Source organism: Streptomyces sp. NPDC029152, assembly GCF_055564355.1.
Genome location: NZ_JBVHWR010000003.1, coordinates 206,131 through 232,445, shown reverse-complemented (window position 1 = coordinate 232,445; position 26,315 = coordinate 206,131). Strand labels below are relative to the sequence as shown.

General features: G+C 74.4%; 25 protein-coding genes. 22 read left to right on the top strand and 3 right to left on the bottom strand.

From position 1 onward, the window contains the following. The first annotated feature begins 332 nt into the window (after nucleotides 1-332). The 19 genes from ACZ4V6_RS07700 to ACZ4V6_RS07610 all read left to right on the top strand — a co-directional run bounded on the left by ACZ4V6_RS07700 (nucleotide 333) and on the right by ACZ4V6_RS07610 (nucleotide 20,109). Nucleotides 333-869: a DUF2617 family protein gene (locus ACZ4V6_RS07700; RefSeq protein WP_467823599.1), complete on the top strand. Its 537-nt coding sequence runs from the start codon at nucleotides 333-335 to the stop codon at nucleotides 867-869. A gap of 87 nt (nucleotides 870-956) precedes the next feature. Next, on the top strand, nucleotides 957-2,663 hold the full coding sequence (locus ACZ4V6_RS07695; protein ID WP_467823596.1) for a polyamine aminopropyltransferase: 1,707 nt from the start codon (nucleotides 957-959) through the stop codon (nucleotides 2,661-2,663). 279 nt (nucleotides 2,664-2,942) lie between these two features. Beyond that, nucleotides 2,943-4,115 carry a sensor histidine kinase gene (locus ACZ4V6_RS07690; protein WP_467823593.1) on the top strand — a complete coding sequence of 391 codons (1,173 nt, stop codon included), beginning with the start codon at nucleotides 2,943-2,945 and terminating at the stop codon, nucleotides 4,113-4,115. Beyond that, entirely contained in the window at nucleotides 4,112-4,846 is a 735-nt protein-coding gene (locus tag ACZ4V6_RS07685) for a response regulator (protein ID WP_467823591.1), read from the top strand. Before ACZ4V6_RS07690 ends, ACZ4V6_RS07685 begins: the two co-directional genes overlap by 4 nt. Before the next feature lie 52 nt (nucleotides 4,847-4,898). Continuing rightward, complete coding sequence (locus ACZ4V6_RS07680) at nucleotides 4,899-5,750, top strand: SRPBCC domain-containing protein (protein ID WP_467823588.1); 852 nt, start codon at nucleotides 4,899-4,901, stop codon at nucleotides 5,748-5,750. Nucleotides 5,751-5,827: 77 nt separating this feature from the next. Beyond that, entirely contained in the window at nucleotides 5,828-6,616 is a 789-nt protein-coding gene (locus ACZ4V6_RS07675; protein WP_467823586.1) for an aldose epimerase family protein, read from the top strand. 10 nt (nucleotides 6,617-6,626) lie between these two features. Next, complete coding sequence (pyrE, locus tag ACZ4V6_RS07670; RefSeq protein ID WP_467823584.1) at nucleotides 6,627-7,175, top strand: orotate phosphoribosyltransferase; 549 nt, start codon at nucleotides 6,627-6,629, stop codon at nucleotides 7,173-7,175. 120 nt (nucleotides 7,176-7,295) lie between these two features. Then, a complete protein-coding gene (fbaA, locus tag ACZ4V6_RS07665; protein WP_467823582.1) occupies nucleotides 7,296-8,327 on the top strand; it encodes a class II fructose-bisphosphate aldolase in 1,032 nt (343 codons plus the stop codon). A 90-nt stretch (nucleotides 8,328-8,417) separates the two neighbouring features. Further along, a complete protein-coding gene (locus ACZ4V6_RS07660) occupies nucleotides 8,418-8,831 on the top strand; it encodes a DUF3151 domain-containing protein (RefSeq protein WP_467823580.1) in 414 nt (137 codons plus the stop codon). 139 nt (nucleotides 8,832-8,970) lie between these two features. After that, on the top strand, nucleotides 8,971-9,786 hold the full coding sequence (locus ACZ4V6_RS07655; protein ID WP_467823577.1) for a tryptophan 2,3-dioxygenase family protein: 816 nt from the start codon (nucleotides 8,971-8,973) through the stop codon (nucleotides 9,784-9,786). Beyond that, a complete protein-coding gene (gene kynU, locus ACZ4V6_RS07650; protein WP_467823575.1) occupies nucleotides 9,779-10,993 on the top strand; it encodes a kynureninase in 1,215 nt (404 codons plus the stop codon). The genes ACZ4V6_RS07655 and kynU overlap by 8 nt, the downstream gene beginning before the upstream one ends. Nucleotides 10,994-11,166: 173 nt before the next feature. After that, the gene (locus ACZ4V6_RS07645) at nucleotides 11,167-12,048 is read left to right on the top strand and encodes an alpha/beta hydrolase (protein WP_467823572.1); all 882 of its coding nucleotides are present in this window, start codon (nucleotides 11,167-11,169) and stop codon (nucleotides 12,046-12,048) included. Between the two features lie 168 nt (nucleotides 12,049-12,216). After that, on the top strand, nucleotides 12,217-13,206 hold the full coding sequence (locus ACZ4V6_RS07640) for an alpha/beta hydrolase (protein WP_467823569.1): 990 nt from the start codon (nucleotides 12,217-12,219) through the stop codon (nucleotides 13,204-13,206). Further along, nucleotides 13,199-14,413, top strand: coding sequence for an acyltransferase family protein (locus ACZ4V6_RS07635; protein ID WP_467823567.1), 1,215 nt, complete (start codon nucleotides 13,199-13,201; stop codon nucleotides 14,411-14,413). The genes ACZ4V6_RS07640 and ACZ4V6_RS07635 overlap by 8 nt, the downstream gene beginning before the upstream one ends. Beyond that, entirely contained in the window at nucleotides 14,406-15,788 is a 1,383-nt protein-coding gene (locus ACZ4V6_RS07630; protein ID WP_467823564.1) for a sensor histidine kinase, read from the top strand. Before ACZ4V6_RS07635 ends, ACZ4V6_RS07630 begins: the two co-directional genes overlap by 8 nt. Then, nucleotides 15,785-16,471 carry a response regulator gene (locus ACZ4V6_RS07625; protein WP_467823561.1) on the top strand — a complete coding sequence of 229 codons (687 nt, stop codon included), beginning with the start codon at nucleotides 15,785-15,787 and terminating at the stop codon, nucleotides 16,469-16,471. Before ACZ4V6_RS07630 ends, ACZ4V6_RS07625 begins: the two co-directional genes overlap by 4 nt. Before the next feature lie 52 nt (nucleotides 16,472-16,523). Beyond that, on the top strand, nucleotides 16,524-17,900 hold the full coding sequence (locus ACZ4V6_RS07620) for a sensor histidine kinase (protein WP_467823559.1): 1,377 nt from the start codon (nucleotides 16,524-16,526) through the stop codon (nucleotides 17,898-17,900). Beyond that, a complete protein-coding gene (locus tag ACZ4V6_RS07615; protein WP_467823556.1) occupies nucleotides 17,897-18,571 on the top strand; it encodes a response regulator in 675 nt (224 codons plus the stop codon). Before ACZ4V6_RS07620 ends, ACZ4V6_RS07615 begins: the two co-directional genes overlap by 4 nt. 314 nt (nucleotides 18,572-18,885) lie before the next feature. Then, nucleotides 18,886-20,109: a cytochrome P450 gene (locus ACZ4V6_RS07610; RefSeq protein ID WP_467823554.1), complete on the top strand. Its 1,224-nt coding sequence runs from the start codon at nucleotides 18,886-18,888 to the stop codon at nucleotides 20,107-20,109. A 346-nt stretch (nucleotides 20,110-20,455) separates the two neighbouring features. Here the strand turns inward: ACZ4V6_RS07610 and ACZ4V6_RS07605 are convergent, their stop codons facing one another. After that, entirely contained in the window at nucleotides 20,456-22,075 is a 1,620-nt protein-coding gene (locus tag ACZ4V6_RS07605) for an ABC transporter permease (protein WP_467823552.1), read from the bottom strand. Beyond that, entirely contained in the window at nucleotides 22,072-22,980 is a 909-nt protein-coding gene (locus tag ACZ4V6_RS07600; RefSeq protein ID WP_467823549.1) for an ABC transporter ATP-binding protein, read from the bottom strand. The genes ACZ4V6_RS07605 and ACZ4V6_RS07600 overlap by 4 nt, the downstream gene beginning before the upstream one ends. A 74-nt stretch (nucleotides 22,981-23,054) precedes the next feature. Between ACZ4V6_RS07600 and ACZ4V6_RS07595 the strand changes: the two genes are divergently transcribed. Then, nucleotides 23,055-23,567 carry a GbsR/MarR family transcriptional regulator gene (locus ACZ4V6_RS07595; protein WP_467823546.1) on the top strand — a complete coding sequence of 171 codons (513 nt, stop codon included), beginning with the start codon at nucleotides 23,055-23,057 and terminating at the stop codon, nucleotides 23,565-23,567. A 22-nt stretch (nucleotides 23,568-23,589) separates the two neighbouring features. Here the strand turns inward: ACZ4V6_RS07595 and ACZ4V6_RS07590 are convergent, their stop codons facing one another. Next, nucleotides 23,590-24,486, bottom strand: a complete 897-nt coding sequence (locus ACZ4V6_RS07590) for a diacylglycerol kinase family protein (RefSeq protein WP_467823543.1) — start codon at nucleotides 24,484-24,486, stop codon at nucleotides 23,590-23,592. Between the two features lie 184 nt (nucleotides 24,487-24,670). On the opposite strand from ACZ4V6_RS07590, the gene ACZ4V6_RS07585 reads away from it, so the two are divergent. Beyond that, nucleotides 24,671-25,954 carry an adenylosuccinate synthase gene (locus ACZ4V6_RS07585; protein WP_467823541.1) on the top strand — a complete coding sequence of 428 codons (1,284 nt, stop codon included), beginning with the start codon at nucleotides 24,671-24,673 and terminating at the stop codon, nucleotides 25,952-25,954. 77 nt (nucleotides 25,955-26,031) lie between these two features. Next, complete coding sequence (locus ACZ4V6_RS07580) at nucleotides 26,032-26,232, top strand: hypothetical protein (protein ID WP_467823540.1); 201 nt, start codon at nucleotides 26,032-26,034, stop codon at nucleotides 26,230-26,232. Nucleotides 26,233-26,315: the final 83 nt, after the last annotated feature.

Below are 26,315 nucleotides of genomic sequence, written 5' to 3'. Positions count from 1 at the left end.
GGGCCCGCGTCCCCACCGGGAGCGCCCGCCGGGAAACACACCCGGCGGGCGCTCCCGCACGCCTGCGCACGCCGAGCGGGCTGGGCGCACGCCTTGGTTGAACAGTTGAGCTGTGGAGCCCCCCGAGGGATGGAAACGCTACGAAGTTGGGTAAAAACGCTGTGGTACCGCCGCAGTTCATGATTCGCTCTCCCTCATCGACGCAGCCCCCGGACGACCTGTCGGTCCCCCTCCCGACCGGCCGGCCGGGCTGACCGGGCCGCCTCCCCGACAGCGACCGGGGTGCGCGGGGCCCCCACCCTCCTCTCCTTGTGCGCTTGCGGAGCCGATCCATGCTCACGACCCTGAACACCGCCTACACCGACACGCGCGCCGCCGACCTGGCCTGGGCGCTGGGGCGCGAACCGCTGCCCGCGCTGGCCAGCCTCGACCTCGAACTGGGGGACTCGAAGCTGCAGTTGAGGCTCCTCGGCGCCTCCCACCAAGTCCTGCTGGAGGAGGAGGGGGGCAGCTGCTCGGAGACGGTCGCGTGCATCCCGGGCAGCAGCACCCCGCTTCCGCTGGGCGTGGCCAAGCGGGTGGGTGACTGGGAGTACGAGTTCGCCGCCCGCGTGGAGCTGCTCACGCCGGGCTCCTTCGCGGGCCGGGCCCAGGAGCTGCTGGCGCTGGTCGCCGACCATCCGCACGGACTGGCCGGCGTCTTCCCCGGCAGCCCGGACGCCTTCACCGCGCTGCTCGCGCACCGGCACGAGGGGCAGGTGCACTGGCGCACCTGGCACGCCTATCCGCAGGACGGCCAGTTGGTGGCGACCCGGACCCGGGTCGGCGTCCGGGTGCCGGCACCGCAGCTCAGCTCGTCCGGGGTGTGAGGCGGGTAAACCCCCGAGCCCCGCGAAACGGAAGTTTCACACGTGTGGGTGACGAGGCGCAGTGGCGCAGTGACGTAACGTCACTGCGTGATCGAACCGCACGCTCCCGCTCCGCCCTTCTCACCGCCTTCCCGGGACGGCGCGGACGGCCGCAGCGGCTGCCCGGACGGACCGGCCGGCCCGAGTGATCCGGCCAGGGCCGGTACGGCGGGACCGGTCGGGATCCTCCGGCTGCCCGTCCGGCCCGGCACCGGGCGGTTCCTGGTCCTCGCGGGCGTCTTCGTCTGCGCGGCCTGCGGACTCGTGTACGAACTCGAACTGGTCGCCCTCGCCTCGTACCTGATCGGCGACTCGGTCACCCAGGCGTCCGTCGTCCTGTCCGTCATGGTCTTCGCCATGGGCATCGGCTCGCTCGCCGCCAAGCGGCTGCGCCGGTTCGCGGCGGCCGGTTTCGGCGCCGTCGAGGCCGCCCTCGCCCTCGTCGGCGGCTCCAGCGCCATGGTGCTGTACGCCGTCTTCGCCTGGACCGGCGGCTGGGGCGGTCTGTGGTCCGACGGCCCGCGCTTCCTCCTGGTCGCCTTCTCGCTCGTCATCGGCCTGCTGATCGGCGCCGAGGTGCCCCTGCTGATGGAGCTGATCCAGCGCATCCGCCGCCAGGACGCGGGCGGCGCCGTCGCCGACCTGTTCGCCGCGGACTACGTCGGCGCCCTCGTCGGGGGCCTCGCATTCCCCTTCGTCCTGCTGCCCTTCCTCGGCCAGCTGACCGGCGCGCTGCTCACCGGCACGGTCAACGCGGCCGTCGGCGCCGCCCTGGTCCTCGGCCTGTTCCGGCGGGACCTGAGCCGCCGGGCCCGACGGCTGCTGCTGACCGCCGACGTCGTCGTGCTCGCCGTCCTCGCCTCGGCGACCGTCCTCGCCGACGACTTCGAACGCGCGGCCCGGCACGCGGTGTACGGCCAGGACGTCCGCGTGGCGGTCCGGACCGACGTGCAGGAAGTGGTCCTCACCGGTGGCACCGACGGCCGGCCCCTCCACCTCTTCCTGGACGGCCGGCTGCGGGCCGGCGGCGACGAGCGCCGGTACCACGAGGCCCTGGTGCACCCGGCCATGGCCGGACCGCACGCGCGCGTGCTGATCCTCGGCGGCGGCGACGGCCTCGCCGCGCGGGAGGTGCTGCGCCACCCGGGCGTGCGCCGCGTCGACGTCGTGGAACCCGACCCGGGCCTCGTCCGGCTGGCCCGGCACGATCCCGGCCTGTCCGCGCTGAACGAGCACGCCTACGGCGACCCGCGCGTCCACGTCGGGACCGCGGACGCCTTCCACCGGCTGCGCTCGACGCCCACCGCGACGTACGACGTGGTGATCTCGGACCTGCCCGACCCCGGCACCACGGCCGGCACCAAGCTGTACTCGCAGGAGTTCTACGGCCTGCTGCGGCGCGTGCTGGCGCCCGGCGGACGGCTGGCCGTACACGCCGGACCGGTCTCCTCGCGGCCCCGGGCGTTCTGGACCGTCGACGCGACGCTGCGCGCGGCCGGGCTGCGGACCGTGGCCTACCGCGTCGGCGGCACCGGCTCCGCCGCCGGCCCCGACCGGACGGCCGGCACCTCCCGCGCCCCCCGGGACCGGGGCTTCGTCCTCGCCGCCCGCACCTCCCCCGGCCTGCGCCTCGATCCGGCGGCCCCCCGCCCGCACACCCTCACCCGGCAGTCCCTCACCGCGGCCGTCCGCTCGGCGGCCGGCACGCGCGTGCCCGGACTGCCGCCGTCCACGCTGGCGCACCCGCGGTACTGAACCCGCCGGAACGCCCGGGCCCGGCACGCCCCCCGACGCGCGGGCCCCGGACGACCCCCGCGCGGCGGTCCACCCGCCCTCCCCCGGGTCCGGGCGGACCGCCGCGTCCCCCCGCGGATCGTTCGCACCGAGAACCTACGGCCGTCCCGCCCGCCCCGGAATCCCCCAGCGGGTGGACACGGGAGCCCACCGGGCGCGGTAGGCACGCGGTCCCTGCGACTTCGGCGGTACGGCGGAAGGATGACGCCGCCGCCGGGCGGCCGGTCCTACGCTGCGGCAATGCGCCTGCACACCCTGACGGCCGACGGCCTGATCGCCGCGGCGCTGACGACCGTGGCCGTCCTGCTCGGCACCGAGGCCGTCGCCCAGGGGTGGCCCGCACTCGGCCCGCTCGCCTGGACGCTCGTCGCCCTGGTGAACCTGCCGCTCGCCCTGCGCACCCGCGCGCCCGTCACGGTCTGCCTCGTCTCGCACGGCTGCTGGGCGGTCTCCATCGCCCTCGGCCAGTGGCCCGTGGTCGGCTCCTTCGGCCCCATGCTCGCCGTCTACACCGTGGCCTCCCTGTGCTCCACCCGCCTCGCCGCGGCCTCGGCCGCGCTGCTCGCCGGTGTATGGATCTGGGCCGGGATCGTCAGCGACGCCGATGCCATGGCGTCCGTCGTCGGCCAGGCCGTCGGCTTCCCGCTCGTCCTGTGGCGGTTCGGGTACGTCGCCCGCCGGACCGGCGAACTCACCCGGCAGCTCCGCGCCGAACAGGCCGAACGGGCCCGGCGCGAGGTGGCCGAGGAACGGGTGCGGATCGCCCGCGAGCTGCACGACGTGGTCGCCCACCACATCGCCGTCATCAACGTCCAGGCCGGCCTCGCCCGCTTCGTCTTCCGCTCCGACGCCCCCACCGCCCGCGACGCGCTCGACACCATCGAGGGCGCCAGCGGCGAGGCCCTCGCCGAACTGCGGCGCATGCTCGGCCTGTTGCGCGCGGACGGGGTGCAGGGAGCGGACGGCGCACCGGCGCCGGGACTCGACCAGCTGGACGAGATGGCCGCCCGGGTGCGCACCGGCGGCGTCGGCGTCGACCTGCGCGTCACGGGCGAACCGCGCCCGCTGCCGCCCGGCGTGCAGCTGTGCGTGTACCGGGTGGTCCAGGAGGCCCTGACCAACGTCCTCAAGCACGCGCCCGGCGCGCACGCCGCCGTCGAAGTCGCCTACCGCGCGGGCGAGGTGGCGGTGGCGGTGACCGACGACGGCCCCAAAGACGCCCGGCGGGAGGAGATGAATCCGGACACAATTCCCGAGCGGGGCGGCCACGGCTTGATCGGTATGCGCGAGCGGGCCAAGCTCTACGGCGGGACGATCGTCGTCGGCCCGCGCAGCGAGGGGGGATTCGGCGTGCGCCTGACCCTGCCGACGCCGGTACAGACCGCACGCCGGGGAGACGCGGTCCGGGAATGACCGACGCAGACCGTCCGGCCGACCGCACGGAGGACCGGCCGATCAGGCTGCTCGTCGTCGACGACCAGTTCCTCGTCCGCAGCGGGCTGGCCGCGCTGCTGCGGGCCGCTCCCGGCATGGAGGTCGTCGGCGAGGCGTCCGACGGGGCCCAGGCGGTGGCGCTGGCCGCGAGGACCCGGCCGGACGTCGTCCTGATGGACATCCGCATGCCCGGCATGACCGGCGTCCAGGCCACCGAGCGGATCCTCGCCGAGGCGGTGGACCCCGCGCCCCGCGTCCTCGTCCTGACCACCTTCGACCTGGACGAGTACGTGTACGGCGCCCTGCGCGCCGGAGCCTGTGGGTTCCTGCTCAAGGACGCCGGCCCCGAACGGCTGCTGGCCGCCGTCGCCGCGGTGCACGGCGGTGACGCGCTGTTCGCCCCCGCGGTCACCCGGCGCCTGGTGGAGGCGTTCACACGGATGTCGGACACGCGGTCCCCCCGGTCCCCGAAGGGGCTGCCGCCCGCGCTGACGGCGCTGACCGGCCGGGAGTCCGAGGTCCTGGAACTGGTGGCCCGCGGACTGAGCAACGCCGAGGCGGCCGACCGCCTGTTCATCAGCGAGGCCACGGTGAAGACCCACCTCAACCGCGCGATGAGCAAGCTGGGCCTGACCAGCCGGGCCCAGGCGGTGGTGCTGGCGTACGAGACGGGCCTCGTGACGCCGGGGAGCGCCGCGGAGGACGGATGAGTTCGTGCCGACGGGGGGTGCTCCGGGCGCCCGCTGGGTAGGCTGCGCTGACATGGAGCATGAGGTGTTCGTTCCGGTTCCGGCCGAGCGGCTCAGGGACGTGCTGGCCGACCCCGTCCGGGTCGCCCGGGCGGTCCCGGGGCTCCAGCAGGACGCCGGTGCCGATCCCGTCGCGGGACGGCTGAAGGTCCGCATCGGCGGTCACTCCATCACCTACCGGGGCTCCCTGCGCCTGACCGCGCGCGACGACGGGGCGTACGTCGTCGAGGGCGACGCCACGGAGTCGCGCGGCACCGGCGCGGTCACGCTCGCGCTCGTCCTCCGGGTACGGGACGCCGACGGCGGCTCCACCCTCGCGTTCGCCGGGACGGCCACCGCGGACGGGCGGGTCACGGAGCTGCCGGAGGAGTCGGTGACGTCGGCCGCCACCCGCCTGGTGACCCGGTTCGCGGAGAACCTGGGCGCGGCGGCGCAGGACGAGGCGCCGCCCGCGGCCGGCGCGGGGCCGCGGCACACGTCGGTCTTCGACACCGAGGTCCCCCCGTCCTCCCTCGGCCCCGACGCGGACGCGGACGGACCCGGACTCCCCGACGGCGACGACGGCGACGACGGCGACGAGGCGGAGGAGGCCGACGAGGCCGAGGAGGTCCCGGACGTCCCGGGGCTCCCCGCCGCCCCCGAGGCCGCCGGACCCCCCGCCGAGGCCGCGCACGCGCGCCGCACGATGATCGGCCGCAGCGCGGAGGAGGTGGACCACGCCCCGCCGCGCGGCCGGTACGCCCCCGTTCCGGCACCGCAGGCGAACGCGTCCGGCGCCACCCTGCGCTGGGCCGCCCCGGCGGCAGCCCTGGCCGTGGCGTCGGCCATCGTGCTCGGCCGGGCACTGCGCAACAAGCGCCACTGAGCCGCGGGCGCGTCACCGCACCGCCTCGCCGCACCGGCCGGGTGGGACGCCCCCGATCACCCCAGTAGGGTCGTGGCGTGAGCAACGAACCCATCACGCTGACCGCGGGTGACGCGGAGGCGACCGTGCTGCCGGGCAACGGCGGACGGATCGGCGGGCTCCGTGTCGGCGGCACCGAACTGCTCCGCCAGGGCGAGCGCTACGGCTGCTTCCCGATGGTCCCCTGGTGCGGCAGGATCCGCGAGGGCCGCTTCCGGGACGGCGCCGCCGTCCACCAGATGCCGCTGAACTCCCCGCCGCACGCCATCCACGGCACCGCCCGCGACGGCGCCTGGCGCACCGCCCGCGTCAGCGGGAACGAGGCCGTCGTCACGTACGACCTCGTCGACCCCTGGCCCTACCCCGGCCGCGTCACGCAGGTCGTCGCGCTCGCCGAGGACGCCCTGACGCTGACGATGTCCGTGGAGACGTACGAGTCGTCCTTCCCGGCGCAGATCGGCTGGCACCCGTGGTTCAACCGCACCCTCGACGGCGCGGACGTGACGATCGCCTTCGACCCCGCCTGGCAGGAGGAACGCGGCGACGACCACCTGCCCACCGGCCACCGGACCGATCCGAAGCCGGGCCCCTGGGACGACTGCTTCGGCATGCCCGACGGCGTCGACGTCACCCTCACCTGGCCCGGCCGGCTGGAGCTGAGGGTGACCAGCCCGGAGCAGTGGGCCGTGGTCTACGACGAGCAGGAGGCCGCCGTCTGCGTCGAGCCGCAGACCGGACCGCCCGACGGCCTGAACACCCACCCGCGCCTGGTCACGCCGCTGGAGCCGCTGGAGGCCACGACGACCTGGAGCTGGACCCGGCTCTAAGCTGGTGGCCATGACGGACGTACGCGCGGCGCTGCTGCAGCAGATCAAGGACAAGGCCGTGGTGCACGGCAAGGTGACCCTCTCCTCGGGGCTGGAGGCCGACTACTACGTCGACCTGCGCCGCATCACCCTGGACGGCGAGGCCGCGCCGCTGGTCGGGCAGGTGCTGCTGGACCTGACCGACGACCTGGAGTTCGACGCGGTCGGCGGGCTGACCATGGGCGCCGACCCGGTCGCCGCGAGCATGCTGCACGCCGCCGCCGCGCGCGGCAAGCGCCTGGACGCGTTCGTCGTCCGCAAGGCCGCCAAGGCGCACGGACTGCAGCGGCGCGTCGAGGGCCCGGACATCAAGGGCCGCCGCGTCCTCGTCGTCGAGGACACCTCCACCACCGGCGGTTCCCCGCTCACCGCCGTCGAGGCCGTGCGCGAGGCCGGCGCCGAGGTCGTGGCCGTGGCGACGATCGTCGACCGGGCGACGGGTGCCGCCGAGAAGATCTCGGAGGGCGCGGGGGTGCCCTACCGGTACGCCTACTCCAAGGACGAGCTGGGCCTCGACTGAGGTCCGCTCGGCGTATCCCGACCCGTCTGGAAAGATGGGGGCGACGATGACGTCGCCCCAAGGTCTAGGTCAGGGCCGTAAGCACGCAGCAGCCCACCCGCACATACAAGGAGCGGACAGATGCCCATCGCAACTCCCGAGGTCTACAACGAGATGCTGGACCGGGCGAAGGCAGGGAAGTTCGCCTACCCGGCCATCAACGTGACCTCCTCCCAGACGCTGCACGCGGCCCTGCGCGGTTTCGCGGAGGCGGAGAGCGACGGCATCGTCCAGATCTCCACCGGCGGCGCCGAGTTCCTGGGCGGCCAGCACAACAAGGACATGGTGACCGGCGCCGTCGCCCTCGCCGAGTTCGCGCACATCGTCGCCGAGAAGTACGACGTCACGATCGCGCTGCACACGGACCACTGCCCGAAGGACAAGCTCGACGGGTACGTGCGCCCGCTGCTCGCGGTCTCCGAGGAGCGCGTCAAGGCCGGCCGCAACCCGCTGTTCCAGTCGCACATGTGGGACGGCTCGGCCGAGACCCTGTCCGACAACCTCGCCATCGCGCAGGAGCTGCTGGAGCGCGCCCGCGCCGCGAAGATCATCCTCGAGGTCGAGATCACCCCGACCGGCGGCGAGGAGGACGGCGTCTCCCACGAGATCAACGACTCCCTCTACACCACCGTCGACGACGCGGTCCGCACCGTCGAGGCCCTGGGCCTGGGCGAGAAGGGCCGCTACCTGCTCGCCGCGTCCTTCGGCAACGTGCACGGCGTCTACAAGCCGGGCAACGTGGTGCTCCGTCCCGAGCTGCTCAAGGAGCTGAACGAGGGCGTCGCCGCCAAGTACGGCCAGCCCGCCGGCAGCAAGCCGTTCAACTTCGTCTTCCACGGCGGCTCCGGCTCCACCGAGCAGGAGATCGCGACCGCCCTGGAGAACGGCGTGGTCAAGATGAACATCGACACGGACACCCAGTACGCCTTCACGCGTCCGGTCGTCGACCACATGTTCCGCAACTACGACGGCGTCCTGAAGGTCGACGGCGAGGTCGGCAACAAGAAGACCTACGACCCGCGCACCTGGGGCAAGCTGGCCGAGGCCGGCATGGCCGCGCGCGTCGTCGAGGCCTGCGGCCACCTGCGTTCGGCGGGCCAGAAGATCAAGTAACGGCCTTCGGCGTCCGACGGGCCCGGCATCCCCTCCGCGGGGTGCCGGGCCCTCGCACGTCCGCCCCCGGCATGGCGCAGACTTGTCCCCATGGCCATTCACGAGAACCTCCTCGGGGGACCGCCCCCGACCCACCTCCCCGACGACCCCGGGCCGCGCGAGCTGCTGGCGGGCGGCACCTCCGCCGCCGACGTCGCCGCGAAGTACCCGACGTCCTCGCTGGCCTGGGCCCGCCTGGCCGACGAGGCGTACGAGCGGGGCAGCGTCGTGGAGTCGTACGCCTACGCCCGTACGGGCTACCACCGCGGTCTGGACGCCCTGCGCCGCAGCGGCTGGAAGGGCCACGGCCCGGTGCCCTGGGAGCACGAGCCCAACCGCGGCTTCCTGCGCGCCCTGCACGCCCTCGCCCGCGCCGCCCGGGCGATCGGCGAGAAGGAGGAGTACGAGCGCTGCGAGCAGTTCCTGAAGGACTCCTCGCCGACGGCCGCCGAGGTGCTCGGCTAGACGGACCGCTCCGCAAGGCCCGCGACGGGCGGGCCTTGCGGTTTCCTGGGAGCATTGCGGAGGATGCCGTTGGGGACCGGGGCCCCGTGCCGGTAACGGCAGGGCGGACCGCTACCCGTAGTGCCATCAGGAGACAGAAATGTCCCACGACGCCCCGAATCTCGACTTCGAGGGCAGCACGCCGTACGAGGACTACGTCAAGGCGGACGTGCTCACCCACCTCCAGCACACCCTCTCCGACGATCCCGGAGAGATGGTCTTCCTGGTCACCACCCAGGTCATGGAGCTGTGGTTCACCGTCATCGTCCACGAGTGGGAGACCGCGGCCCGCGCCCTGCGCGAGGACCGGACGCGGCCGGCGGTCGACGCGCTGAAGCGCTCGGTGCGGGAGCTGGAGGCGCTGAACGCCTCCTGGACGCCGCTGGCGCAGCTCACGCCCGCCCAGTTCAACTCCTACCGGAGCGCCCTCGGCGAGGGCTCCGGATTCCAGTCGGCGATGTACCGCCGCCTGGAGTTCCTGCTCGGCGAGAAGTCCGCGTCCATGCTCGTCCCGCACCGCGGCGCCCCGCGCGTCCACGCCGAGCTGGAGAAGGCGCTGCACGAGCCGAGCCTGTACGACGAGGTCGTCCGGCTGCTCGCCCGGCGCGGGTACGACATCCCGGAGGCCGTGCTCCGGCGCGACGTCACGCGGAAGTACGAGGCGTCGCCCGAGGTGGAGGCCGCCTGGACCGCCGTCTACTCCGGCGACCAGAACGGCGAGCTGGCCCGCCTCGGCGAGGCGCTCACCGACGTCGCCGAGCTGGTGTGGCGCTGGCGCAACGACCACCTGGTCGCCACCCGCCGCGCGATGGGCGCCAAGGCCGGCACGGGCGGATCCGCCGGGGTGGCCTGGCTGGAGAAGCGGGCCCGCGGCAACGTGTTCCCCGAGCTGTGGACGGCGCGGTCCCATGTCTGAGCCGATGAGCGAGGCGGAGAAGCTGGACGCCGCCGACTCCCTGGCCGCGGTGCGCGAGCGGTTCGTCCTCGACGACGTGACGTACCTGGACGGCAACTCGCTGGGCGCCCTTCCGGCGCACGTCCCCGGGCGCGTGGAGGACGTCGTGCGCCGGCAGTGGGGCGAGCTGCGCATCCGGTCCTGGACGGAGGGCGGCTGGTGGACCGCGCCCGAGCGGATCGGTGACCGGATCGCACCGCTGGTGGGCGCGGCGGCCGGGCAGATCGTGGTCGGCGACTCGACGAGCGTCAACGTGTTCAAGGCGGTCGTGGGCGCGGTGCGTCTCGCGCGGCACGACGACGCGGCGCGTGACGAGATCGTGGTCGACGCGACCACCTTCCCCACCGACGGGTACATCGCCGAGTCCGCGGCCCGCATGACCGGCTGCACCCTGCGCCCCGTTCCCCCGGCCGAGGTGCCGGGCGTGCTGGGGAAGCGCACCGCGGCGGTGCTGCTCAACCACGTCGACTACCGCTCCGGCCGGCTGCACGACCTGCCGGCGCTCACGGCCGCCGTGCACGGGGCGGGCGCGTACGTCGTGTGGGACCTGTGCCACAGCGCGGGCGCGCTGCCGGTGGGCCTGGACGCACACGGAGTGGACCTCGCGGTCGGCTGCACCTACAAGTACCTGAACGGCGGCCCGGGTTCACCGGCGTACCTGTACGTGCGGCGGGAGCTGCAGGACCGCTTCGACTCCCCGCTGCCCGGCTGGAACTCCCACGCGGAGCCCTTCGGGATGCGCCCGGACTTCGCCCCGGCACCGGGCGCGCTGCGCGGCCGGGTCGGCACGCCGGACGTCCTGTCGATGCTCGCCCTGGAGGCGGCGCTGGAGGTCTGGGACGGGGTCTCGATCGAGGCGGTGCGGGCGAAGTCCCTGGCCCTGACGGACTTCTTCCTGGAGTGCGTGACGGCATACGTCCCCGAGGGCCGCGTCGAGTGCGTGACACCCCGGCCGCACGACGAGCGGGGCAGCCAGATCGCCCTGCGCTGTGCGGACGCGGGCGAGGTCATGCCGCGGCTGATCGGGCGGGGCGTGGTCGGCGACTTCCGCCACCCCGACGTGCTGCGCTTCGGCTTCACCCCGCTGTACGTCGGTTTCGCGGACGTGGAGCGGGCGGCGCGGGTGCTCGCCGAGGTCCTGGCGGAGGGCTCGGCGCCGACGGCCTGAGGAACGGACCGCCGGTGAGGGCGGCGCCAGGACGGCCCGACCGGACCGGGCGCCGCCCTCACCCAGCGTGACATCCCCGTGTCCGCGCACGTCACCGGCCTGATAACGTCCCGCCGACGGCCGGATCCCCACCCCGGCCCGCCAACACCGTTTCGTCGCTGAGAGGTTGGAGCATGCCGGACGCCGCCGCAGGACCGGGCACCGCCGCCGCGCGGAGCGCCGCGGAGGAGAGGTCGGCCCTCTCGCACCCGGCGGTCGCCCCCGACAGCACCGCCGCGTACGGCGACCACCCCGACCAGGTGATCGACTTCTACGCCCCGCGCGGTGCGGGCGGCCCCGGCACGCCCGCGCCCGTCGTGGCGGTCCTGCACGGAGGCGCGTGGCGGGCTCCGTACGACCGGCGTCACGTCAGCCCGTTCGCCGCCTTCCTGGCCGGCCGGGGCTTCGCCGTGGCCAGCGTGGAGTACCGGCGCGGGGCGGGTGACGACCTGGTCGCGGGGCGCTGGCCCGACACCTTCGACGACGTGGCCGCCGCGCTGGACGCGCTGCCCGCGCTGGCCGGGCGGCACCTGCCGGGGGCCGACGCGCGCCGCACGGTGCTCACCGGCCACTCGGCGGGCGGCCACCTCGCCCTGTGGGCGGCGGCCCGGCACGTGCTGCCCGCCGACGCGCCGTGGCGCCTCGACCGCCCGCCGTCCCTGCGCGGTGTGGTCGCCCTCGCGCCGATCGCCGACTTCGAGACCGCCGGCGAGCTGGACGTGTGCGGGGGAGCGGCGCGGCAGCTCCTGGGCGGCGAGGAGCACCACGCCGAGCGCCGGCCGTACGCCGACCCGGCCCTGCTGCTGCCCACCGGCATCGCGACCACCGTCGTCCAGGGCCGCGCCGACGTGGACGTGCCGCAGGCGGTCGCCGAGGCGTACGCCGACGCGGCGGCGCGGGCCGGTGAGGTGGTGGGCGTGACGCTGCTGGAGGACGTCGGCCACTTCCCGTTGATCGACCCGGCGGCGGACGCGTGCGCGGTGGTGGCGGAGGAGATCGCCCAGCTCGCGTGGTGAGCGGTTCGGCGGCCCTCTCCGGTCTCCGACGGGACGTCACCTCCTCCCCGTAATACCTGAGAGCTACGTCGCGGTTGAGCTCTCCGGCGGGACGTCGGTTACCCGATCCGATCCATAACTTCCCTTCCACAGGCGCCCGACGAGCGGGCGTGCGGGAGGGGAGCGGCCATGGGGTCCGGTACGGCGGCACGTCGGCGACGGCGCGCGGGGAGAGGGCGCAGGGCCGCACTGGCGGCCCTCGTCGCCGGGGCCGTGGCGTTCCCGCTCTCCGCCGCCGCGCGGCCCGAGACACCCGCCCCGCCTCCCGCGGTGCTCGCCGCCCCGACGGCGGACACGCTGGCGGACGTGTACGCCGCCCACCGGGCCAACGCGGCCGAGGCGGCCCGGATGGCCGACGCCCACGGTGACCGTCACCGCGCGGCGGCGGACCGCTCGCTGGCCGGCCCGTCCCGGCAGCTGCTCGCCTTCGACGGCCGGGGCGCCGGCCTGGCCACGGAGGTCCTGGGCGACCTGGCCCACGCCGACCGCGTCGCCGTCCTGGTCCCCGGCTCCGACACGGGTCTCGACACCTACGGCCGGTTCCACGCCGCCGCCCTCGCCCTGCACCGGCAGCTCCTCGCGCAGGCACCGCACGGCACCCGCACGGCGGTCGTGGCCTGGCTCGGCTACCGGACGCCCGGCACCGTCAGCACCGCGGTCGCCACGACCGGCCGCGCCGACGAAGCCGCCCCGGAGCTGCGCGTCCTGGTCGACGGCCTGCGCGGCGTCCTCCGCCCCCGCGCGCGGGTGGCCCTCCTGTGCCACTCCTACGGCTCGGTGGTCTGCGCCCGTGCCGCCGCCGGTCTGGACGTCGCCGACATCGCCCTGGTCGGCAGCCCCGGCACCGGCGCCGACTCCGCCGCGGACCTGCGCGCGAGCGCCCGGATCTGGGCGGCGCGGGGCGGCGACGACTGGGTGGAGCACGTCCCGCACGTCAGCGCCGGACTGTTCGGCACGACCGTCGGCTTCGGCACCGACCCGGTCTCCCCGGCCTTCGGCGCCCGGGTCTTCGACGCCGGCGACGGCGGCCACAGCGACTACTTCGACGCAGGCTCCACCTCCCTGACGAACCTGGCCCGGATCGCCCTGGGCGAGACCACCGAGGTGACCCATGACTGACGTGGGAGGACCGGCCGGGCGCGGTGCCCTGAACGCCCTGCGGCACACCGCCGCCCGGATCGACGCGGCGACGCCCGCCTCCAGGGACCGCGCCGTCGACGCGCTGCGCGCCCTCGCCGTCCTCGGCGTCGTCCTCGGCCACTGGCTGGTGACGGCCCTGGTCGCCGACGGCGGCGGCCTGCGCACGGCGAGCCCCCTCCAGCACATGCCGTGGCTGGCCCCGGTGTCCTGGGCCTTCCAGACCCTCGCGGTGTTCTTCCTGGTCGGCGGACACGTGGCCACCCGGGGCTGGGCCGCGGCCCGCGACCGGGGCACGCCGTACCGGCGGTGGCTGGCCGCCCGGCTGGGCCGCCTGTTCCGGCCGGTCGTCGCCCTCCTCGCCCTGTGGACGGTGACGACAACCCTGCTGTTCCTGACCGGCGCCGACTACGGGACCGTCCGCACGCTGGTGAAACTGGCCCTGTCCCCGCTGTGGTTCCTGCTGGTCTTCGCCGCGCTGACCGCGGCGACGCCCCTGCTGGCCCGGCTGCACCCGCTGTGGCCGCTGGCCGTCGTCCTCCACGTCGACCTGCTGCGCTTCGGGCTCGGCGGTCCGCCCTGGCTCGGCTGGGCCAACCTCGCCGCGGGCTGGGCGGTGCCCTACGCCCTCGGCGCCGCCTGGACCCGCGGCGAACTGGAGCACCGCAGGGTGGGCTGGGCCCTGCTCGCCGGCGGTACGGCGGCGACCGCGGCGCTCGTCGCCGGGGCCGGGTACCCGGCGTCGATGGTCGGCGTCCCGGGCGCCGCCGTGTCGAACCTCAACCCGCCGACGCTGGCCGCGGTGACCTTCGGGCTGGCGCAGTGCGGCCTCGCCCTGCTGCTGCGCGAGCGGCTGCGCCGGGCCCTGCGGCGGCCGGTGGCCTGGGCGGCGGTGGCGCTGGTCAACCTCTTCGCGATGACGATCTTCCTGTGGCACCAGACGGCCATGATGGCGACCACCGCCACCGGTCTCCTCGCGGGCCGGCTGCCCGGGCTGCACACGCTCCCCGACGGGGCGGACTGGGTCGCGGCCCGGCTGGTGTGGCTGCCGGTGTTCGCGTCGGTCCTGGGCCTGTGCTGGGCGGCGTTCCACGGCTTCGAGCGCGGTGACGGGCGCCGCCGCCCACGGGTCGTCCGCACACACCGCCCGCGGACCCGGGCGACGACGAAGGGCGTGCGGCATGTCTAGGCTGGGCGGCGTGATGCCAGGGGGGAGCAGACGCGCGATCGGCACGCGCTGGCTGGGAGTACTGCGCGACGACCTGTGGACCGCGCGGGTCGATCCGCTGCCGCCGTCGGTGTGGCTGCGCTGGTTTCCGCACGGGATCGTCTGGCTGGCCGCGCTCGGGGTGCTGCTGGGCGACGCGGCGCAGCTCGGCGACAACGGCGGACTCGGCGGAGGGTTCGCCTTCCTGATCGCCCTCGGCCAGGGCGGCGCGATGGTCCTCGCCCTGTGGCGGCCGGTCCCGGCCTGGTGGCTGTCCATGGCCGCCATGCTGGTGGGGGCCTTCGCGGTGCGGGCCGAGATGGTCGCGAGCGGCGAGAAGTTCACCTGGCCCTGGCCGGCCGCCGGGATCATCGGACACATGTTCGTCCTGCTGCTGCTCGCCCTGCGGGTCCGCACGCGGGTGACCATGGAGACACTGGCCCTGAGCGCGCTGGCCACCTACGTCGTGCAGGGCGCGGTCGGGGCGGTGAACTACCAGCCGACCGGACAGCTCGCCGTCATCCTCTTCGGAGTCGTCGCGGCGCTCGGCATCGCCCTGCGCGGCCGCCGCGAGGCCCGCGCGCAGCTCGTGGAGCAGACCTCGCTCACCGCCGAGGAACGCGCCCGGCGCACCCTCCTGGAGGAGCGCAGCCGCATCGCGCGCGAGCTGCACGACGTCGTCGCCCACCACATGTCCGTCATCTCCATCCAGGCCCAGGTCGCCCCCCACCTCGTCGAGAACCCGCCGGACGAGCTGAAGGAGAACCTCGCGGGCATCCGGCAGAACGCGCTGGAGGCGCTGACCGAACTGCGCCGCGTCCTCGGCGTGCTGCGCTCCGAGGACCCCGACACCCCGGCGCCCGACCGGAGCGGTACCGCCCCGCACGCCCCGCAGCCCACGCTCGACCGGCTCGACGCGCTGGTGGAGAACACCCGGGCCGCCGGACCGGCCGTGACCGTCGAGCACAGCGGCCGGCGCCGGCCGCTGCCGCCCGGAGTGGAGCTGTCGGCGTACCGGATCGTGCAGGAGGCGCTCAGCAACGTCCTGCGGCACGCACCCGGCGCGAGCGCCCGGGTCCACCTCACGCACCTCCCGATCGGTCTGCGCATCGACGTCTCCAACACCCGGCCCACGCGGGCCCCGGCGCCGTCGCAGGGGGCGGGGCACGGTCTGCTCGGCATGCGGGAGCGGGTGGCGATGCTCGACGGCACCCTGAAGACCCAGCGGCTGCCGGACGGCGGCTACCAGGTGGCGGCGTTCCTGCCCGCCGACGGCCCCGGCCACGCCGTCCACGACCCCGTCCGCCACCCGCCCCACGACTCCGCCCACGACTCCACCGAGGACGACACCCCATGACGACCGGCAGCGACGGCCCCGTGATCCGCGTACTGATCGCCGACGACCAGCAGATGGTCCGGCAGGGCTTCACCGTGCTGCTCGACACCCAGCCCGACATCGAGGTGGTCGGGCAGGCGGTCGACGGCCTGGACGCCGTGGCGAAGGTCGCCGAACTCGCGCCGGACGTCGTCCTGATGGACATCCGCATGCCCGAGCTGGGCGGCATCGAGGCCACCCGCCGGATCACCGGAGCGACCCCGCAGATCAGGGTGCTCGTGCTGACCACCTTCGACCTGGACGAGTACGTCTACGAGGCGCTGCGGGCCGGCGCGTCCGGGTTCCTGCTGAAGGACGCCTCCGCCGACCAGCTCGCCGAGGCGGTCCGGGTGGTGGCGGCCGGGGACGCGCTGCTCGCGCCGGGCATCACCCGGCGGCTGCTCACCGAGTTCTCCCGGATGCACGACCGGCCCCGGGCCCCGCTGAAGGAACGGGTCGGCGGCCTGACCGAGCGGGAGACGGAGGTGCTGGCCCTGATCGCACAGGGCCTGTCGAACGCGGAGATCGCCGCGCGGCTGGTCGTCGCCGAGCAGACGGTGAAGACGCACGTGGGCCGGATCCTGGTGAAGCTGGGGCTCAGGGACCGGACGCAGGCGGCGGTGTTCGCGTACGAGTCGGGGCTGGTGCGGCCCTCCGGGTACTGAACGGGGCGGGACCGTAGTACTTGAGGCGGATGCCCCAGGACCCCTCTCACTGGTGACGACCGGGGCCCCGGCTGCGCCTACCGTTGCCAAGGTGACCGAGACGACCCAGACGCGGACCGTCCCCTCCGGGGGCGGCGGCGCGCGCAGCCCCGAGTACCGGCTGGCCATGGACGCCCTGGGCGGACTGCGCCAGGACCTGTTCCACGACGCCTTCGCCTACCGTTCCCTGCCGCTGGCGGACGGCCCGCTGACCCGCCGGCTCTCCGGCAAGCCGCGGTGGTACGCCGCCCGTCTGCCGCACGCGACGGTGGTGCTCCTCGCCCTGATCGCGATGTTCTGCGGTTCCTTCGCCGGGGACACCATGGGCGGGCCGGCGGCCCTGCTGGGCGGGCTGGTGTGCGCGGTGCCGGTGCTGGCCACGCTGGTCCGGCCGGTCGGCGCGTTCTGGATGTCGATGACGGCGACACCGTTGATCGCGGTGCTGGACGGCAGCCTGGGCGAATGGCCGTGGCAGCCCGGCGCGTTCATCTGCCACCTGTCGGTGCTGGTGATCGTGGCGATACGCACCCGGCCTCGCACGGCCGCGTGGATGTGGGTGCTCACGGCCCTCTACGCCTTTCTCGTGGAGACGCTGATCGGCGACGGCGAGCTCAACACCTCCGCCCCGATGCTGTTCCTCTCCGCCCCGGCCCTGCTGATGGTCGCCGTCCGGCACGTCCGCCGCGAGGCCCGGCAGGAGGTCACCGCCCAGCGGACGGTCACCGCGCACGAGCGGTCCCGGCGCACCCTGCTGGAGGAGCGCACCACGATCGCCCGCGAGCTGCACGACGTGGTCGCCCACCACATGTCGGTGGTCGCCATCCAGGCCGAGGCCGCGCCCTACCGGGTGGAGAATCCGCCCCAGGAGCTGGAGCGGGCCTTCGCCACCATCCGGGAGAACGCGGTGGCCGCCCTGACCGAGCTGCGCCGGGTCCTCGGTGTCGTCCGCGCCGAGGACTACGAGGCGCCGGACGCCCCGCAGCCCACGCTCGCCGACCTGGACGCGCTGCTCGCCAACGTGCGCGACGCGGGCCTCGCCGTGGACAAGGCGACGACCGGCGCGGTGCGCGAACTGCCGCCCGGCGTGGAGCTGTCGGCCTACCGGATCGTGCAGGAGGCGCTCAGCAACACCCTGCGGCACGCGCCCGGCGCCACCGCCCGCGTCGAGGTCTCCTACGTCCTGGGCGGCCTGGGCCTCAGGATCGTCAACGGCCCTGCGCCCGAACCGTCCTCGGTGAAGCCCTCGCCCGGCGCCGGGCACGGCATCACGGGCATGCGGGAACGGGTGTCGATGCTGAACGGCGAGATGACGGCCGGCCAGAGCGACGACGGGGGTTACGAGGTGGCGGTGTTCCTGCCGGTCACCGCCGTGGACGAAGGAGACGCATGACCGGCCGCACGATCCGGGTCCTGATCGCCGACGACCAGATGATGGTGCGCGAGGGCTTCTCGGTCCTGCTGAACGCGATGCCGGACATCGAGGTCGCCGGCGAGGCCGTCAACGGCCGGGAGGCGGTCGACAAGGTCCGCGAACTCGCCCCGGACGTCGTCCTGATGGACATCCGCATGCCCGAGCTGAACGGCATCGAGGCGACCCGGCGGATCATCGCCGCGGACGGTGCGGCGAAGGTGCTCGTGCTGACCACCTTCGACCTGGACGAGTACGTCTACCAGGCGCTGCGCGCGGGTGCCTCCGGCTTCCTCCTCAAGGACGCCTCCGCCCGCCAACTGGCCGACGGGGTGAGGGTGGTGGCGGCCGGCGAGGCCCTCCTCGCCCCTTCGGTCACCAGGCGGCTGATCACCGAGTTCTCCAGGCTGCCCGGCGCCCCCCGCCCCATGCCGTCGGCGCACGCGGCGTACGGCGATCTGACCGAGCGGGAGACGGAGGTGCTGGTGCTGATCGCGCAGGGCCTGTCGAACGCGGAGATCGCCGAGAACCTGGTGGTCGCCGAGTCGACGATCAAGACCCATGTCAGCCGGGTCCTGGTGAAGCTGGGCCTCAGGGACCGCACCCAGGCGGCGGTCTTCGCGTACGAGGCGCGCCTGGTGACGCCGGGCTGACGGACCCCCGGCGCGCCGGACCGCGGGGCCGGCGGCGGTCGGACGGTGAGGACGAGGGACGGGGTGAGGAGGCAGAGGACGACGGCGGGGACACCGGACAAGGACATCGGGAACGGCTGGGTCCTCCGCCCGATGAGGAACTGCCGCGCGGACCGGTGCAGGACCGACGCCGATCCGCCGAACCGGAGGGAGGCGTTCTTGCGGGCCCGCAGCACGGGGAGGGACGGCGTGAGCGGCAGGGGCGTGGTCGTGAGGGGGAGCGAACCATTCCGGCCCCCTGGTCAGAGCCGTGCCCGCCGGGCTAGCGTCCGCTCATGGCCGCACCCGCAGACCTCGTCTTCGACCCGTGGGACCCGGCGTTCCTGGCCGACCCGTACCCCGCCTTCGCCGAGCTGCGCGAGCGGGGCCGCGTGCACTACTACGAGCCCACCGACCAGTGGCTGGTCCCGCACCACGCGGACGTCTCGGCTCTGCTGCGCGACCGCCGCCTGGGCCGCACCTACCGGCACCGCTTCACCCACGAGGACTTCGGCCGCACCCCGCCCCCGCCGGAGCACGAGCCGTTCCACACGCTCAACGACCACGGCATGCTCGACCTGGAGCCGCCGGACCACACCCGGATCCGTCGCCTGGTGTCGAAGGCGTTCACCCCGCGCACGGTGGAGCGGCTGCGGCCCTACGTGCGCGAACTGGCCGACGGTCTGGTGGCCCGGCTGGTGGCGGCGGGCGGCGGCGACCTGCTGACGGACGTGGCAGAACCGCTGCCGGTCGCCGTGATCGCCGAGATGCTGGGCATCCCGGAGTCCGACCGCGCGCCCCTGCGCCCCTGGTCGGCGGAGATCTGCGGCATGTACGAGCTGAACCCGTCCGAGGAGACGGCGGCGAAGGCGGTCCGCGCGTCGCTCGACTTCTCCGACTACCTGCGCGCACTGATCGCGGCCCGCCGCGCGGAGCCCGGCGACGACCTGGTCTCCGGTCTGATCGCGGCGCACGACGAGGACGACGACCGCCTCACCGAGCAGGAGATGATCTCGACCTGCGTCCTGCTCCTGAACGCGGGCCACGAGGCCACGGTCAACGCGACGGTCAACGGCTGGCTGGCCCTGTTCCGCAACCCGGACCAGCTGGCCGCCCTGCGCGCGGACCACTCCCTGATCCCCTCCGCCGTGGAGGAGCTGATGCGCTACGACACCCCGCTCCAGCTCTTCGAACGCTGGGTGCTGGACGACATCGAGATCGACGGGACGACGATCCCGCGCGGCGCGGAGATCGCGATGCTGTTCGGCTCGGCCAACCACGACCCGGCCGTCTTCACCGCCCCGGACCGCCTGGACCTCACCCGCCGCGACAACCCCCACATCTCCTTCAGCGCGGGCATCCACTACTGCATCGGCGCCCCCTTGGCCCGCATCGAGCTGGCGGCATCGATGAACGCCCTGCTGGAGCAGGCCCCGGCCCTGCGCCCGACCGAGGAGCCGAGGAGGAAGCCGGGCTTCGTGATCCGGGGACTGGAAGGGCTGGCCGTGGAACTGGGCTGACCGCTCGTTCGGCCGATCACGGAGCGATCGCCGGTTCACACCGCCACCGAGTCGCCACGCCGGTGCCTGCCCGTCTGCCCGCCTGTCCGTCTGCCCGTCTGCCTGCCTGTCCGCCTGCCTGCCTGTCCGCCTGCCTGTCCGCCTGCCCGCCTGCCCGCCTGCCTGCCTGCCTGCCCGCCTGCCTGCCTGCGGAGGGAGGCACCACGACGGTCATGGCAGGGCGCGCTTCGTCCCGGGCGTCGGGAGACATGCTCGAGCGGATCGCCGAGTTCGCCGAGCGTGAGGACGGGACCGTCAGGTCCGAGTTCATCGTTCACCGACGGAGCACGCCGGCTGATCGCGACCGTCACGCCGTGAGATCCCGGCGCCGGAGTCCGGCCAGTCCCGTGGCGACGAGCACCACCGCGAGCCCCAGCAGCACCCCCACCGGCCCCCACGCCATCCGCCCGCCCGGCAGCTTCGGCAGATGACCGAACGGCGACAGCTCCAGCACCCCCCGCGGCACGTCCAGCGCGGGTCCCACCCATCCCAGCAGCAGCACCGCCCCGGCGACCCCCCACGCCGCCACCGCCCCCCGCGGCAGCACCCCGTACAGCAGCACCGCCGCCCCGCCGATCACCCACACCGCGGGCACCTGCACGAGACACGCGCCCAGGACCGCCCCGGCGTCCTTGCCGTACCCGGCGGCGAAACCGAGCCCCGCGAGCAGCATGACGAGGACCGATCCGCCGAAGGCGATCACCAGGTGCCCGGCGGCCCACCGCAGCCGCCCCACGGCCCCCGCGAGCACCGGCTCCGCCCTGCCGGACGTCTCCTCGCCGCCCAGCCGCAGCACCGACGCCACCACGAACAGCGCGGCGACCAGCCCGAGCATCCCGACCATCGCCGACACGAACGCGTCCGTCAGCCCGGTCTGCCCGCCCATCCGCTCGATGATCGCGCGGGCCTGCTCGTCGTCCCCGACCAGGTCGGCCGCGCCCTCCGTCATCGAGCCGTAGACGACCCCGGCGAGGAGGAAGCCGATGCTCCAGCCGAGCACGCCGCCCCGCTGCAGCCGCCAGGCCAGCGCGCCGGCGGTGCCCAGCCGGCCCGCCGCCGGTCCCGGGCGGGTCGGCAGGAAGCTCATGCCGAGGTCCCGGCGCCCGGCCAGCGCGTAGGCCAGCGTGCCCTGCGCCACCGTCGCGCCCGCGAGCAGCAGCAGCACCCACCACCGCTCGGCGGCGAAAGCCCGCACGTTCTCCAGCCAGCCCAGCGGCGACAGCCAGGTCAGCGGGGAGGAACCGTCGTCCGTCGCCGAGTCGCCCGCCGCGCGCAGGACGAACGCGGCCCCGAGGACCCCCGCCGTCAGCCCGCGTGCCAGCCGCGCGCTCTCCGTCAGCTGGGCCACGATGGCCGCCGTCGTGGCGAAGACCATCCCGACGCCCGCGACACCGAGCCCGAGGGCCACCGCCCCGGCCGCCCCCCGTCCGGCCAGCCCGGCGGCCACCAGCACCGCCAGGGCGCCGTCGGCGACCGCCGCCGTCAGCAGGGCCGCGGTCAGCGGAGCACGGCGGCCGACCATGCCGGACGCGACCAGTTCCTGCCGGCCGCTCTCCTCCTCGTCGCGGGTGTGGCGGACGACGACCAGCAGGCTCGTGACGGCCGCGAGGGCGGCGGCGTAGACGCCGACGCGCCAGGCCGTGAGCGCGCCGAGCGAGTCGCCGAAGACGGGACCGACCATGGCGCGCAGGGAGGAGTTGGTCTCCATCTGCCGCACCAGGCCGGCGCGTTCGTCCGCGGTGCCGTACAGGCCCTCGAGGGTGCCCGGCATGGACAGCACCATGAGCGCGTTCACCGCGACCCAGACGGGGATCATCACCCGGTCGCGGCGCAGGGCGAAGCGCAGCAGCGTGCCGGTGCCGGCCAGGGGGCGCGAGCCGGCGGACCGGACCGCGCGGGCCGTCGTGGCGGGGGCGGCGGCGGTCATCGCGTCGCCACCTCCCCGGCGTCCTCGGTCCGGTAGTGCCGCAGGAACAGCTCCTCCAGCGTCGGCGGCGTCGAGGTCAGCGAGCGCACACCGGTCTCGCTCAGGGACCGGAGCACCGCGTCCAGCTTGTCGGTGTCGACCTGGAGCCGCACCCGGCGGCCCTGGACGTCGAGGTCGTGCACGCCCGGCAGGCGGGCCAGCCCGTCCGGGGCGCCGGCGAGTTCGGCGGTCACGCTGGTCCGGGTCAGATGGCGCAGGTCGGCGAGCGAGCCGCTCTCCACCGTGCGGCCCTTGCGGACGATGCTGACCCGGTCGCACAGCTCCTCGACCTCGCCGAGGATGTGGGAGGAGAGCAGGACCGTGCGGCCGCGTTCCCGCTCCTCGGCCACGCAGCGCCGGAAGACCTCCTCCATCAGCGGGTCGAGGCCGCTGGTCGGCTCGTCGAGGATCAGCAGGTCCACGTCCGAGGCGAAGGCGGCGACCAGCGCGACCTTCTGCCGGTTGCCCTTGGAGTAGGTGCGGCCCTTCTTGGTCGGGTCGAGTTCGAACCGCTCGACCAGTTCCGCCCGGCGCCGGGTGTCCAGGCCGCCACGCAGTCGCCCGTAGAGGTCGATGACCTCGCCGCCGGAGAGGTTGCGCCACAGCGTCACGTCGCCGGGCACGTACGCGATCCGGCGGTGCGTCTCCACGGCGTCGGCCCACGGATCGCGGCCGAGCACCTGGGCGGCGCCCGAGTCGGCGCGCAGCAGGCCGAGCAGGACGCGGATGGTGGTGGACTTGCCGGCGCCGTTCGGGCCGAGGAAGCCGTGGACCTCGCCGGCCTCGACGTCCAGGTCGAGGCCGGCGAGCGCGCGCGTCCGGCCGAACGACTTGTGGAGCCCAAAGACGCTGATTGCCTTCGTCATGGTTCGGAAAGTACGCTTCTTTCAGAAGTTTGTGAAGTTAAGAAATAGTCAAGGTTGTGAGAGATGATCGGACGATGACGGGAGAAGCGGATGCGAGAGGTCCGGGGCGCGACCCCGAGGCGGTGTCGAGGTTCGTGGAGGGGTTCGCCGCGCAGCTCGTCGAGGCCGGGATGCAGCGCATGCCCGCCCGGGTGTTCGCCGCGCTGCTCGCCTCCGACTCGGGCTCCCTGACCTCCGCCGAACTCGGCGGACAGCTCCGGGTCAGCCCGGCCGCCGTCTCCGGGGCCGTCCGGTACCTCGCCCAGCAGCACATGGTGTCGCGGGAGCGGGAACCCGGCTCCCGGCGGGAGCGGTACCGGGTGCACAGCAACCAGTGGTACGAGGCGCTGACCAACCGCGAGGCGGTCCTCAAGCGGTGGGAAGGCGCCCTGCGCGAGGGCGTCGCGAGCCTGGGGGCCTCGACCCCGGCGGGCCGCCGCATGGCCGAGACGCTCGCCTTCTTCGAGTTCGTCGACGGCGAGATCGCGGCCATGATGGAGCGCTGGCGCGAACACCGCGAGAAGGTCTTCGGCGCCGACACCCCCTAGGAGACCGGGCCGCGACCGGGCCTCACCCCGGCAGCGTCAGCCCCCACGCCCCCTCCCGGGCCTCCCACGTCCGGGTCAGCACCGGTCCCGACACCACCGCGTCGGCCCGGTACCGGTAGTGCGCCCCCGACACGGTCACCGTCCGCCCCGCCGCCCTCAACGGCGGCGCCTCCGCGCCCGCCGGAACCGGCCGCACCTCCACCTCGGCCAGCCCGCCGGAGCCCGGCAGGACCGACACCGCGTCGACCGGCCGGTCCAGGTCTATCAGCGTCACCCCGTCGACCTCGACCCGCAGCCGGGCCGGGCCGGACGCGCCGGGACCGGCGGTGATCCGGGCCGGCCGGGCCGGAGCAAGCGTCCGGACCAGGGACTGGCAGGTCCGCAGCCAGGGCCGGGCCGCCGCGTGCGCCCCGGCCCCGGACCCGGCGTCCGCGTCCTCGCGCGCCGTGACCGGCGGGATGCCCACCTCGCCCAGCACCACCCCGTCGCTGTCGTCGACGAGCAGGTCCAGCCGCCGTACCGCCCCGTCCAGCACCGCCCGCGCCGCCGCCACCGCGCCCGTCGGCAGCCCGAGCGACCGGGCGAGACCGAGCACCGGCCCCACCGGCACCGCCGACAGCACGCACCCCGCCAGCTCCCGCTGCCGGTGCAGCAGCGCGACGGCCCGCAGCAGCGCACGGTCGTCGCCGATCACGACGGGGCGCCGCGAACCCCGCCGCCGCAGCGCCCGCGCGAACTCCTCGGCGTCCTCCGGCAGGCACACCTTCATGTGCGCCGCACCCGCGCGGAGCACGTCCTTCGCGATCCGGACGGACTCGCCGTCCGTCCGGCGGGCGACCGGATCGACGACCACCAGAAGCTGATCGGATGTCGCGGATGATCTCGCGGACGATCTCGCGGAAGTCGCCACCTCGGCCATGCCTCGCTTCCTCGGGTAGCATCTTTGTGCAAGAGCCCCTTGCGCTATTGCGCCAGGGGCTTCGTCTATTCCGGGGCATCCGGTCCGACGGTTGGCGGCCAACGACGGTCGCGGTGCACGCGGCGGAGACCTCCGCGTACGCCCTCGACCATGGACATGCCCCGCCCGGAAGGGGTGTACGCGCGTGCCCGCACTTGTGCTGCTCGGTGCTCAGTGGGGTGACGAAGGCAAGGGAAAGGCGACGGACCTGCTCGGTGGTTCCGTCGACTATGTGGTGCGCTACCAGGGCGGCAACAACGCCGGCCACACGGTAGTCGTGGGCGACCAGAAGTACGCCCTCCACCTGCTCCCTTCCGGGATCCTGTCCCCCGGCTGCACGCCGGTCATCGGCAACGGCGTCGTCGTCGACCCGTCGGTCCTGTTCTCCGAGCTGAATGGGCTGAACGAGCGAGGCGTCGACACGTCCAAGCTCCTGATCAGCGGTAACGCGCACATCATCACGCCGTACAACGTGACCGTCGACAAGGTGACGGAACGCTTCCTCGGCAAGCGCAAGATCGGCACCACCGGCCGCGGCATCGGCCCGACCTACGCCGACAAGATCAACCGCGTCGGCATCCGCGTCCAGGACCTGTACGACGAGTCGATCCTCACCCAGAAGGTCGAGGCGGCGCTCGACGTCAAGAACCAGATGCTCACCAAGCTCTACAACCGGCGCGCGATCGCCGTCGACCAGGTGGTCGGGGAGCTGCTGGGCTACGCCGAGAAGCTCCGCCCGTACGTCGCCGACACGGTCCTGGTCCTCAACCAGGCCCTGGAGCAGGACAAGGTGGTCCTCTTCGAGGGCGGCCAGGGCACGCTGCTCGACATCGACCACGGCACGTACCCCTTCGTGACCTCGTCGAACCCGACCGCGGGCGGCGCCTGCACCGGCGCCGGCGTGGGCCCGACGAAGATCAGCCGCGTCATCGGCATCCTCAAGGCGTACACGACCCGCGTCGGCGCCGGCCCGTTCCCGACCGAGCTGTTCGACGAGGACGGCGAGGCCCTGCGCCGCATCGGCGGCGAGCGGGGCGTGACGACCGGCCGCGACCGCCGCTGCGGCTGGTTCGACGCGGTCATCGCCCGCTACGCCACCCGCGTGAACGGCCTGACCGACTTCTTCCTCACCAAGCTCGACGTCCTCACCGGCTGGGAGCAGATCCCGGTCTGCGTGGCGTACGAGATCGACGGCAAGCGCGTCGAGGAGCTGCCGTACTCGCAGTCCGACTTCCACCACGCGAAGCCGGTCTACGAGATGCTGCCGGGCTGGAGCGAGGACATCAGCAAGGCGAAGACCTTCGCCGAGCTGCCGAAGAACGCGCAGGCGTACGTGAAGGCCCTGGAGGAGATGTCCGGCGCCCCGATCTCCGCGATCGGCGTGGGCCCGGGCCGGGACGAGACGATCGAGATCAACTCGTTCCTGTAGGCCCACCGGGTCCTCCCGGCCGCCGTTCGGCCCTCCCGGCCGGGCGGCGGCCCGCGGCGCGGTGTGGGATCGCAGGCATGACCGACCGCGACCGGGCCGCCGCCTGCCGGGGCCCGTACGGCGCCGAGGGCGCCCCGGGGGACTGCGGCGACCCGGCCCGTTTCGAGGTCGCCCGCTACCGCCGGGCGCCGCTGACGGTGTGCCCCGTGCACCTGGGACCGGCGCTGCTGCTGGCCGACGGAGTGCTCTGGCCGCCGGGGATCCGCCTGATCCGCTGAAGCCCCGCCGCGTCCCCCGGTACGGGGCGCACGCCCCGTACCGGACATGGGCCGAGGCCGTACGCGGCGCTTCGGCGGCAGAA

Excerpts from the sequence above, each read along its gene's own strand:
- ACZ4V6_RS07640 (WP_467823569.1), top strand. The coding sequence starts at position 12,217 with ATGGGGTCCGGTACGGCGGCACGTCGGCGACGGCGCGCGGGGAGAGGG.
- ACZ4V6_RS07600 (WP_467823549.1), bottom strand. The coding sequence starts at position 22,980 with ATGACGAAGGCAATCAGCGTCTTTGGGCTCCACAAGTCGTTCGGCCGG.
- ACZ4V6_RS07680 (WP_467823588.1), top strand. The coding sequence starts at position 4,899 with ATGGAGCATGAGGTGTTCGTTCCGGTTCCGGCCGAGCGGCTCAGGGAC.
- ACZ4V6_RS07690 (WP_467823593.1), top strand. The coding sequence starts at position 2,943 with ATGCGCCTGCACACCCTGACGGCCGACGGCCTGATCGCCGCGGCGCTG.
- ACZ4V6_RS07655 (WP_467823577.1), top strand. The coding sequence starts at position 8,971 with ATGTCCCACGACGCCCCGAATCTCGACTTCGAGGGCAGCACGCCGTAC.
- ACZ4V6_RS07635 (WP_467823567.1), top strand. The coding sequence starts at position 13,199 with ATGACTGACGTGGGAGGACCGGCCGGGCGCGGTGCCCTGAACGCCCTG.
- ACZ4V6_RS07630 (WP_467823564.1), top strand. The coding sequence starts at position 14,406 with ATGTCTAGGCTGGGCGGCGTGATGCCAGGGGGGAGCAGACGCGCGATC.
- fbaA (WP_467823582.1), top strand. The coding sequence starts at position 7,296 with ATGCCCATCGCAACTCCCGAGGTCTACAACGAGATGCTGGACCGGGCG.
- kynU (WP_467823575.1), top strand. The coding sequence starts at position 9,779 with ATGTCTGAGCCGATGAGCGAGGCGGAGAAGCTGGACGCCGCCGACTCC.
- ACZ4V6_RS07610 (WP_467823554.1), top strand. The coding sequence starts at position 18,886 with ATGGCCGCACCCGCAGACCTCGTCTTCGACCCGTGGGACCCGGCGTTC.
- ACZ4V6_RS07595 (WP_467823546.1), top strand. The coding sequence starts at position 23,055 with ATGACGGGAGAAGCGGATGCGAGAGGTCCGGGGCGCGACCCCGAGGCG.
- ACZ4V6_RS07685 (WP_467823591.1), top strand. The coding sequence starts at position 4,112 with ATGACCGACGCAGACCGTCCGGCCGACCGCACGGAGGACCGGCCGATC.
- ACZ4V6_RS07605 (WP_467823552.1), bottom strand. The coding sequence starts at position 22,075 with ATGACCGCCGCCGCCCCCGCCACGACGGCCCGCGCGGTCCGGTCCGCC.
- ACZ4V6_RS07645 (WP_467823572.1), top strand. The coding sequence starts at position 11,167 with ATGCCGGACGCCGCCGCAGGACCGGGCACCGCCGCCGCGCGGAGCGCC.
- ACZ4V6_RS07580 (WP_467823540.1), top strand. The coding sequence starts at position 26,032 with ATGACCGACCGCGACCGGGCCGCCGCCTGCCGGGGCCCGTACGGCGCC.
- pyrE (WP_467823584.1), top strand. The coding sequence starts at position 6,627 with ATGACGGACGTACGCGCGGCGCTGCTGCAGCAGATCAAGGACAAGGCC.
- ACZ4V6_RS07590 (WP_467823543.1), bottom strand. The coding sequence starts at position 24,486 with ATGGCCGAGGTGGCGACTTCCGCGAGATCGTCCGCGAGATCATCCGCG.
- ACZ4V6_RS07625 (WP_467823561.1), top strand. The coding sequence starts at position 15,785 with ATGACGACCGGCAGCGACGGCCCCGTGATCCGCGTACTGATCGCCGAC.
- ACZ4V6_RS07660 (WP_467823580.1), top strand. The coding sequence starts at position 8,418 with ATGGCCATTCACGAGAACCTCCTCGGGGGACCGCCCCCGACCCACCTC.
- ACZ4V6_RS07615 (WP_467823556.1), top strand. The coding sequence starts at position 17,897 with ATGACCGGCCGCACGATCCGGGTCCTGATCGCCGACGACCAGATGATG.
- ACZ4V6_RS07700 (WP_467823599.1), top strand. The coding sequence starts at position 333 with ATGCTCACGACCCTGAACACCGCCTACACCGACACGCGCGCCGCCGAC.